The 8376-nt window shown below is 64.0% G+C and carries 10 protein-coding genes (1 of these 10 running past the window's edge); 5 read left to right on the forward strand and 5 right to left on the reverse strand.

Annotated features, from left to right (window positions below):
* The 3 genes from BRAS3843_RS08300 to BRAS3843_RS08310 all read left to right on the forward strand — a co-directional run bounded on the left by BRAS3843_RS08300 (position 1) and on the right by BRAS3843_RS08310 (position 2352).
* Positions 1 to 1101: an LLM class flavin-dependent oxidoreductase gene (locus BRAS3843_RS08300; protein ID WP_008968378.1), complete on the forward strand. Its 1101-nt coding sequence runs from the start codon at positions 1 to 3 to the stop codon at positions 1099 to 1101.
* The gene (locus BRAS3843_RS08305; protein WP_008968379.1) at positions 1098 to 2039 is read left to right on the forward strand and encodes an ABC transporter substrate-binding protein; all 942 of its coding nucleotides are present in this window, start codon (positions 1098 to 1100) and stop codon (positions 2037 to 2039) included. The genes BRAS3843_RS08300 and BRAS3843_RS08305 overlap by 4 nt, the downstream gene beginning before the upstream one ends.
* Positions 2040 to 2139: 100 nt before the next feature.
* Positions 2140 to 2352: a hypothetical protein gene (locus tag BRAS3843_RS08310; RefSeq protein ID WP_008968380.1), complete on the forward strand. Its 213-nt coding sequence runs from the start codon at positions 2140 to 2142 to the stop codon at positions 2350 to 2352.
* A gap of 24 nt (positions 2353 to 2376) precedes the next feature.
* Here the strand turns inward: BRAS3843_RS08310 and BRAS3843_RS08315 are convergent, their stop codons facing one another.
* The 5 genes from BRAS3843_RS08315 to BRAS3843_RS08335 all read right to left on the reverse strand — a co-directional run bounded on the left by BRAS3843_RS08315 (position 2377) and on the right by BRAS3843_RS08335 (position 7187).
* The gene (locus BRAS3843_RS08315; protein WP_035981136.1) at positions 2377 to 3474 is read right to left on the reverse strand and encodes a histidinol-phosphate transaminase; all 1098 of its coding nucleotides are present in this window, start codon (positions 3472 to 3474) and stop codon (positions 2377 to 2379) included.
* Between the two features lie 127 nt (positions 3475 to 3601).
* The gene (locus tag BRAS3843_RS08320) at positions 3602 to 4126 is read right to left on the reverse strand and encodes a TIGR02281 family clan AA aspartic protease (RefSeq protein ID WP_008968382.1); all 525 of its coding nucleotides are present in this window, start codon (positions 4124 to 4126) and stop codon (positions 3602 to 3604) included.
* Between the two features lie 28 nt (positions 4127 to 4154).
* On the reverse strand, positions 4155 to 4367 hold the full coding sequence (locus BRAS3843_RS08325) for a DUF1289 domain-containing protein (protein WP_035981137.1): 213 nt from the start codon (positions 4365 to 4367) through the stop codon (positions 4155 to 4157).
* A gap of 47 nt (positions 4368 to 4414) precedes the next feature.
* Entirely contained in the window at positions 4415 to 6013 is a 1599-nt protein-coding gene (locus BRAS3843_RS08330) for a HAMP domain-containing sensor histidine kinase (protein WP_008968384.1), read from the reverse strand.
* A gap of 235 nt (positions 6014 to 6248) precedes the next feature.
* Positions 6249 to 7187: an NAD(P)-dependent oxidoreductase gene (locus BRAS3843_RS08335; RefSeq protein WP_277996475.1), complete on the reverse strand. Its 939-nt coding sequence runs from the start codon at positions 7185 to 7187 to the stop codon at positions 6249 to 6251.
* Between the two features lie 194 nt (positions 7188 to 7381).
* Here BRAS3843_RS08335 and BRAS3843_RS08340 point away from each other — a divergent pair, with 194 nt between their 5' ends.
* Together BRAS3843_RS08340 and BRAS3843_RS42100 are read left to right on the forward strand one after the other, a co-directional pair.
* Complete coding sequence (locus BRAS3843_RS08340; RefSeq protein ID WP_008968386.1) at positions 7382 to 7828, forward strand: VOC family protein; 447 nt, start codon at positions 7382 to 7384, stop codon at positions 7826 to 7828.
* Positions 7829 to 7957: 129 nt separating this feature from the next.
* Positions 7958 to 8376, forward strand: part of the annotated coding region (locus tag BRAS3843_RS42100) for an iron-sulfur cluster assembly protein (protein ID WP_244425179.1) (this coding region is incomplete at its 3' end). Its footprint extends 6 nt past the window's final position; 419 of its 425 annotated nt are in view.

Raw genomic sequence — 8376 nt, forward strand, 5'->3', positions numbered from 1 at the left:
ATGTCCATCGAATTCATCGGCTTCATCTCCAACAACAACTCCTCCGAGATCATCGTCCGCAACGGACCGGTGCTCGATCCCGTTCATATCGAGACCGTGGCGAAGGCGCATGAGAACGCCGGCTTCGACCGCGCGCTGCTGGCCTTCCATTCCACCACGCCGGACAGCCTGCAGGTGGCGCAGCACGTGCTCGGCGTGACCGAGAAGCTGAACGTCCTGATCGCGCAGCGGCCGGGCTTCACCGCGCCGACATTGCTGGCGCGGCAGTTCGCGGTGCTCGACCAGTTCTCCAGAGGGCGTGTGGCGCTGCATGTCATCACCGGCGGCAACGCCAAGGAGCTGCGCCAGGATGGCAACACGCTCGATAACAAGGACGAGCGCTACGCCCGCACCAGCGAGTTCCTCGACATCGTGCGCGCCGAGTGGAGCAGCGACAAGCCGTTCTCCTATGCCGGCAACTATTATCAGGTCGAGAACGGCTTCTCGCAGGTGAAGCCCTATCGTCCCGAAGGCATTCGCATCTATTTCGGCGGGGCGTCCGAAGCGGCGATCGAGGTTGCCGGGAAGCATGCCGACACCTTCGCGCTCTGGGGCGAATCCTATGCGCAGGTGCGCGAACAGACCACGCGGGTGCGCGCGGCCGCCGCAAAGCACGGCCGTCCCGCGCCGCGCTTCTCACTGTCCGTCCGCCCGATTCTCGCCGACACCGAGGAGAAGGCCTGGGCCAAGGCGCAGGAAATCCTGGAGCGCGCCACCGCGCTGCAGGACCAGACCGGCTATCGCAAACCGGCGGACGGTCATGCCACCGCTGGGGCCAAGCGGCTGCTCGCGATCGCGGAGCAGGGCAAGCGTGTCGATAAGCGCTTGTGGACGGAGATCGCTCAGCTCACTGGCGCCAACAGCAACACCACCGCTCTGGTCGGTACGCCGGAGCAGGTGGCTGAAGTGTTCGGCGATTATTACGACCTTGGCATCAGCCATTTCCTGATCCGCGGCTTCGACCCTCTGATCGATGCGATCGAATATGGCCGCGAGCTGATCCCGCTGACGCGCAAGCTGATCGGCGAGCGCCAGCGTGCTCAGGAAGTGGCGGCGGAATGATGCGTCTGCTTGTCGTCGCCGGGGTTCTGCTCGGCCTGGTCACCTCAGCCGGCGCACAGGTCACCCTGCGCGTCGGTGATCAGAAAGGAAATTCGCAGGCCGTGATGGAGGCGGCCGGCATCCTCAAGGATGTGCCGTACAAGATCGAATGGAAGGAGTTCGCGGCGGCGGCGCCGTTACTCGAGGCGCTCGGTGCCGGCGCCATCGACAGCGGCATCGTCGGCGACGCGCCGTTCACCTTCGCCGCGGCATCCAACGTGCCGGTCAAGGCGATCGCGGCGATCCGGCAGACCCAGGAGGGGCTTGCGATCCTGGTACCCGAGAGGTCGAGCATCACCAGCTTCGATCAGCTGAGGGGCAAGACGATCGCGACGGGCCGCGGCTCGATCGGCCATCAGCTCGTGCTCGCGGCGCTGGAACAGCGCGGCTGGACCGCTGATGACGTGAAGCTCGTGTTCCTCGCGCCATCGGACGCGAAGGTGGCCTACACGCAAGGCTCGGTCGATGCCTGGTCGACCTGGGAGCCTTATGTGAGCCAGGAGGAGGTGCTGTTCAAGGCGCGCCGCATCTTGACCGGCGAAGGCCTGACGCCAGGCTTGAGCTTTCAGGTCGCAACGCCGGCTGCGATCAGAGAGAAACGCGACGCACTTGCGGATTTCGTGCGCCGGCTGACCGCGGCGCGCGCCTGGTCGCACGATCATGTCGAAGCCTATGCCGAGACGTTGGGAAAGCTAATGAACATCCCGCCCGCGGTACCCTTGAACTGGTTGACGCGCGCCAAGATAAGGATCGCGCCGATCGACGATTCCGTGATCGCGGACGAGCAGAAGACGATCGACCTCTATCTCCGCAGCGGCTTGATCAAGCAACGGCTGTCAGCCTCCGACGTTCTCGATCGCTCCTTTGCCGATGCGATCGCCAGGGGGGCGGGTTTGTAGGAGCCGAATTGTTCCAGATCAAAGCCAAGCGGAACCGCGAGGCAGAGTGTTGATGACGTTCGCAGCGATCAATCGATGCGACAACGTCGGAGACCAACCCATGCTGAAAGTCGCAATTTTGATTTGGGTGATGTTAGGGACGGTATTGGCGGGCAGCGCCGTCATCGCGGTGCTCACCATGCAGGACCTCGCAGCCAGCCCGATGAAGGCAATTCCCCTGGCCGCGTTGGCGGGTTTTATCGTTGCCATGCCGCTGTCCTATCTGGTGGCGACGAAGATCGGCCACACGGGCGGAACTAAGAGGATAGCCTGACCGGCACGTACCGGTCAGATCCGATCATACTGGCGGGAGCAGGTCAGCCACCGCCTTCCGCACGACCGCATTCTCCTCCGGCAGGCCGATCGAGATGCGCACCCAAGTGTCGAGCGGTGGCTGGGCCCGGCCGATGAGAATGCCCTGGGCTGCGAGAGCAGCTGCCACTTTCGCATGCGGCTGGGCAGCATCGAAGAATACGAAATTGCCCTGCGAATTCGTGAAGCGAACCTTCCGCTTGCGGAAAAGCTGATGCCACGACTCGCGTTCCGCCGCGACCTTGTCGCGCATCGAGGCGACATAGCGCGTGTCGTTGAGGCTCGCCGTTGCCGCGACGAGGCTTAGCCGGTTGAGCCCGAAGAACGCGCCGATACCCATCTGCTTCATCGAGGCGACCAGTGCCTTCGGCGCGAGCGTATAGCCGATCGAAAGGCTGGCGAGCCCATAGATCTTCGAGAAGGTTCTGAACACCGCGACGTCGGCGCCTTCCCGAACGAGGCCGGCCACGGTCCGCTGCTCGAAATCCGGGGTGAATTCGAGATAGGCTTCGTCGACGATCACGAGGGTGCGTTTGGCCATGTCGCGCACGGCGTCAATGAACTCCTTGGTGTCGCTGACCGTGCCCGACGGATTGTGCGGGTTCACCAGATAGACCGCCCGCGTCTGTGAATTGATCTTAGCCGCAAGGGCCGCGAGATCGTTCTCCAACCGGTCGTTCAGGGGCACGCCGACCACTACGCCGCCCGCCGGTGCGACGGCATCGACGAGTGCGGTATAGCCCGGTTCGGAATAGACGAACTCCCCGCCCGCGCCGCCGTGGGCGGACAGGAAGAGCCCGAGCACGTCCAGGTTCTCGCCGAGCATGATTTGCTCCGACGGCATCTGTTCGCGCGCGGCGATCGCGTTCGTGAGTGTAGCGAGCTCGTCGCCGGTGTAGCGACTGAGATTAGCAAGGTGCGCAGTGATCGCCTGCACGGCTTGAGGTGACGGCCCGAACGGATTTTCGTTGAGGGCAAGTCGGATTGTGTCGTTTGTCGCTGTGCTGGCCATAACCGGATGCACCAAATTGAGGGCCGCTGCCGTCGAGAGCAGCAGCCATTCGCGTCGATCGAGATGAGCCACGTTCTTGTCCCTTGCGGATCAGCGGAGCTACAGCCGAACTGTGCTGTCGCCGGATGCACGGTGCAAGCGGATCTCGCTCAACTCGATGCGAGGAACGCGATGATTGTGGTTACAACGGTAGCAGCCGTCAGCCGCGTTCGGGATAGCCGTGCAGCATCAGGCGATCGGAGCGCACCTCCCAGCGTTCAAGCCGGTCGAGGAAGCTCATGCCGAGCAGGTTGGTCTTCATCTGGCCGTGCGGCACCACCAGGGCCGGCACCGAGCGTTCGACCAGCCTGCCGATTGCCAGCCGGTCGAGCGTCAGCCGCGCCGCCTTGGTATGACCACCAGCGGTCTCGACGTCGACGTCGTAGTCGAGCAGTTCGAGCGGCAGGCCCAAAGCCTTGGCCGTCTCATAGGTCAGCACGACCGAGGTGGCACCGGTGTCGACCACCATCGGTGCGGTCACGCCGTTGATCTTGGCGCGCAGCGTGAATTCGCCGCCTTGGCCGCGCTGGATTTCGACTGCGCTCGCCTTCATCTTGCTGGCACTCTTGCGCAACAACTCCGAGACGGTGTCGCTGGCGAGCGCGGCCTGTTCGGGATCCTTGTAGGCAATCACGGCGCCGGCCGTGACCAGCATGGTCACCAGAACGAGCAGAAGACGGCTCATGCGGCAACTCCGATTCCGGCCGGGGTTTTCAACTGAGGCTGTGCGGGCGCATCGACGGCAATCCGGCCTCGCGCATGCGCACCGGCAGTTCGGCGATCAGCGCGTTCCGCTCGTCGGCCGCCATCGTGCCCCAGCGCGCAATCTCCGACAGCGTGCGGCCGCAGCCAAAGCAGAGATCGGTTCGGGGATCGATCATGCAGACGTTGATGCACGGCGTTGCTCGGTTCGTATCCTGGCTCATGGTTAGATAGTGACGGCCATTCCGCCGCGAGTGCAAGTGCGGCCATGTCACAGCCCCGTTCCTGCATTCATGATCGGCTTGGACCGCGGCCTGCGCTTCTCCTCCGTGGCTTGCGTCGTGGGCTCCGGCTGCAGCGGCGGCGCTTCGTCCGACATCGGGCCCAGCGCCGACATCACCCGTTCCGGCGGGAAGGTGACGATGACCTCGGTGCCGATCCGAACCTTCGATTTCAGCGTGAAGGTGCCGCCGTGCATCTCGATCAGGTTCTTGGCGATCGGCAGCCCCAGCCCTGCGCCTTGCTCGGCCGATTTGATCGAGTTCGAGCCCTGGCCAAACGAGGCCAGCACGATCGGGATCTCGTTTTCAGGGATGCCGGAGCCGGTGTCCTTGACGCTGAGATATTGGCCGCCTGAAGCGGTCCAGCCGACCTTCAACCAGATATCTCCGCCCTGTGGCGTGAACTTGATCGCATTGGATAAGAGGTTGAGAACGACCTGGCGGATCGCACGTTCGTCCGCCCATAGCCGCGGCATATTGCGCTCGAACACCTCGTGGATGGTCAGCGCGCGGCTGGAGGCGCGCAGCTTGAGCAAATGATGACAGTCGGCGACGACATGCACCAGCGAGACCGCCTCCTCGTTGAGCTCGTAGCGCCCGGCCTCGATCCGCGAGAGATCGAGGATTTCGTTGATCAGGTTCAACAGATGCACGCCGGAGTTATGGATGTCGGCGGAATATTCCTTGTACACCGGTACGGCATGCGCGCCGAAGATCTCGCTCTTCATCACCTCTGAGAATCCGAGGATGGCATTCAGCGGCGTGCGGAGCTCGTGGCTCATCTGGGCGAGGAAGCGCGATTTGGCGACGTTGGCGGCCTCCGCGCGATAGCGGGCCTCGTCCGAAATCGCCTTGGCCTGTTCGAGCTCGCCGATCAGTGCATCCTTCTCGGCACGTGCTTCGAGCGTGGCCAGCGTGGTCGAATGCAGCTGATGCGCCAGCAGCGCAAAATAGCCTTCGGCCGCGACCGCAAACGCGGCCAGCACATAATTATCGAGCTTGCTCGACAGCGCGAGGTTGAGCGCGATCGCGATCGTGACCGGCGCTGTGGCTGCCAAAGCGGCAAGCGGCAGATTGGCCGCAAGCATGCTGGAGACTGCAATCACCAGCAGCATCAGGAACATCATCAACGTGCCGGAGACATCCGACAGCGCCGGGTCAATCAGCACCGCCATCCAGCAGATGCCGTAGAGCAGGTCGAGCAGCACGAAGCGCTTGCGCCAGCGCCGCGTCGCCGCCAATGACGGCTTTTCGCCGAGGAAGCTCCTGCAGGTGCGTACGATGGCGATGTGGATGCAGAGTATGCCGCAGGTCCAGGCGGCCGCCGGGAGTGGCTGCATCCAGACGCTGAACAGCATGCCGGTCGCGACCACCAGCAGCATCACGACATAGGAGGCGGAAATCCGGGTCTGCGCATATTGGCGCAAGAGCTCGCGATCGAAAGCCGGCCGCGTTCCCGATGTCGACGTTAACCGGTCGCGGGCCTCGCGCACCCGCTGCTGCGCCGCCCGACGCTGGCTCGCAGACGCGAGCGCCGGCGGCTCTGCCGGAAGCTCGACGACCTCAGGCGTTTCAGCGGAGTTACTCATCAAACAACACAAGTCCTGCCCGCGGCCGCACGGGCTTTTCGCATTGTCTATAACTCGCCTGAAATCCTTAAGAGGGATTATAGAGAACCAAACATTTCCGTTAATGCGGCGTTAAATTAACCTTTGGTCGCTGGTCGTGAGGCGCCGCAACGTGATGCAGAAACGCCCGCCGAAGGGCGGGCGTTTCGAACGGTTTGCCGTCAAGTGCCAGAAGCGATCGGACCAGTCGTCCCGTTCACTTCTCCAGCCGCGCCAGCAGACTCGATGTGTCCCAGCGCTTGCCGCCGAGCTTCTCGACTTCGGAGTAGAACTGGTCGACCAGCGCGGTTACCGGCAGGTGCGCGCCATTGCGGCGAGCCTCGTTGAGGCAGATCGAGAGATCCTTGCGCATCCATTCCACTGCAAAGCCAAAATCGTACTTGCCGTCGTTCATGGTCTTGTAGCGGTTTTCCATCTGCCAGGACTGCGCGGCGCCCTTGGAGATGGTTTCGATCACGGCGGCCACATCGAGGCCGGACTTCTTCGCAAAATGGATGCCTTCCGACAGGCCCTGGACCAGGCCTGCGATGCAGATCTGGTTGACCATCTTGGTGAGCTGTCCGCTTCCGGCGGGACCCAGCAGCTTGCACATGCGGGCATAGGCCGCGATCACCGGCTCGGCGCCGGCATAAGCCTCCGCGGTGCCGCCGCACATCACGGTGAGCACGCCGTTCTCGGCGCCGGCCTGGCCGCCCGACACCGGGGCGTCGACGAACTTGAAACCGGCCTTGGTGGCTGCGGCATCGAGCTCACGTGCCACTTCAGCCGAGGCCGTGGTGTGGTCGACGAAGGTCGCGCCCTTGGCCATGCCGGCAAAGGCGCCGTCCGAGCCGATCGTCACCGAGCGCAGGTCGTTGTCGTTGCCGACGCAGCACATCACGAATTCCTGGCCCTCGGCTGCCGCCTTCGGGGTAGGCGCGGTCTTGCCGCCGAACTTGTCGGCCCATTCCTTCGCTTTTGCCGCCGTGCGGTTATAGACCGTGACCTCGTGACCGCCCTTTTTCACGAGATGTCCTGCCATGGGGAAACCCATGACGCCGAGACCGATGAAAGCGACTTTAGCCATGTGAGCTACCTTGACCTTGGTTTTCCGCCGGCGGCCTTGGGGATGGCCGGGCTGTTCTTGAAGGACCACATCAGCGTCCCGCCAGGGGAGCGCGCCGGACGCTGGACGCCGCACCATAAACGCTTGAGGGGCGAGGGCAACGGCTTCGTGACGCATACGATAGCGCGGGCCCGTGCTAAAGAGGCATGATCATGACGGCTTGCAAAGCCGTCCTGCGACAACGAAATCCAGAAAGCCAACGAACCAGCCAGGGAGTGTCTCGCATGAGCGTCAGCGTGGGTGTGCTCGACCATTTCAACATCCGGACCCGCAAGCTCGCGGAGACGGTGGGCTTCTATGAGGAGGTGCTGGGGCTCGAGAACGGCCCGCGGCCGAACTTCGCCTTTCCCGGCGCCTGGATGTATAGTGAGGGCCGGCCGGTGGTGCATCTGGTCGACATCGCCCAGACCTCGGAGCCGCAGAAGCCGGATTCCGGCGTGGTCCATCACGTTGCCTTCGTCAGCCGCGGCTTTGCCGGAATGAAAGCTCGGCTGGCGGGCAAGGGCATGGCGTTCGACGCCCGGCAGGTTCCCGGCGGCGAGCTCTGGCAGATCTTCGTGCGCGACCCCAACGGGGTAATGATCGAGCTCAATTACGAGGCAGCCAAGGAGCAGGGCGATTCTGCACCGGTCGAAACGGATTCCGATATCGGAACCAAGGTGGCGTTTTGAGCCGGCGCGCTTTATTGGAACAGCCGAAGCGCAGGCTGGATCGACCCGGCCGGACCGGAAGATGATGTCCAACCAACAGGATGGAGCGCGACGATGTGGCGCGCTCTGAAGTTTTTCAGGAGAGGCGGCGTGAGCGTCACCCAGCAACAGGTTCTCGAAGCTCTGAGGCGGGTGCGCTCGCCCCGGGGAGTGGCGCTGCCCGACGCCAACGTGCTGTCGCCGATCACGGCCAATGACGGCAAGGTGTTCTTTTCGATCAACGTCGATGCTGCCGAGGCGCGCGCGTGGGAGGATGCCCGCGCCCAGGCCGAGGCCGCAGTCCGCGCCATTCCCGGGGTGACGATGGCGATGATCGCACTGACTGCGGAGCGCAGGCCAGGCGCAGCGCCGCCGCCGCGGGCACCGGGCGTGCAGCCGGCCGCAGCCCATCGGCCGCCTCCGCAGCATCCTGGGGGCTCGCCGATGGCCCGCCAGGCCGAGATCCCCGGCGTCGCCGCGGTGATCGCGGTCGCCTCCGGCAAGGGTGGAGTGGGCAAGTCGACCACCGC

Origin of the sequence: Bradyrhizobium sp. STM 3843 (genome assembly GCF_000239815.1) — a bacterium.
Taxonomy (GTDB): Bacteria; Pseudomonadota; Alphaproteobacteria; order Rhizobiales; family Xanthobacteraceae; genus Bradyrhizobium.

What these genes read in the sequence shown, in the direction of transcription:
- BRAS3843_RS08300 (WP_008968378.1), top strand. Translation starts at nt 1, where the DNA reads ATGTCCATCGAATTCATCGGCTTCATCTCCAACAACAACTCCTCCGAG.
- BRAS3843_RS08305 (WP_008968379.1), top strand. Translation starts at nt 1,098, where the DNA reads ATGATGCGTCTGCTTGTCGTCGCCGGGGTTCTGCTCGGCCTGGTCACC.
- BRAS3843_RS08310 (WP_008968380.1), top strand. Translation starts at nt 2,140, where the DNA reads ATGCTGAAAGTCGCAATTTTGATTTGGGTGATGTTAGGGACGGTATTG.
- BRAS3843_RS08320 (WP_008968382.1), bottom strand. Translation starts at nt 4,126, where the DNA reads ATGAGCCGTCTTCTGCTCGTTCTGGTGACCATGCTGGTCACGGCCGGC.
- BRAS3843_RS08325 (WP_035981137.1), bottom strand. Translation starts at nt 4,367, where the DNA reads ATGAGCCAGGATACGAACCGAGCAACGCCGTGCATCAACGTCTGCATG.
- BRAS3843_RS08330 (WP_008968384.1), bottom strand. Translation starts at nt 6,013, where the DNA reads ATGAGTAACTCCGCTGAAACGCCTGAGGTCGTCGAGCTTCCGGCAGAG.
- BRAS3843_RS08340 (WP_008968386.1), top strand. Translation starts at nt 7,382, where the DNA reads ATGAGCGTCAGCGTGGGTGTGCTCGACCATTTCAACATCCGGACCCGC.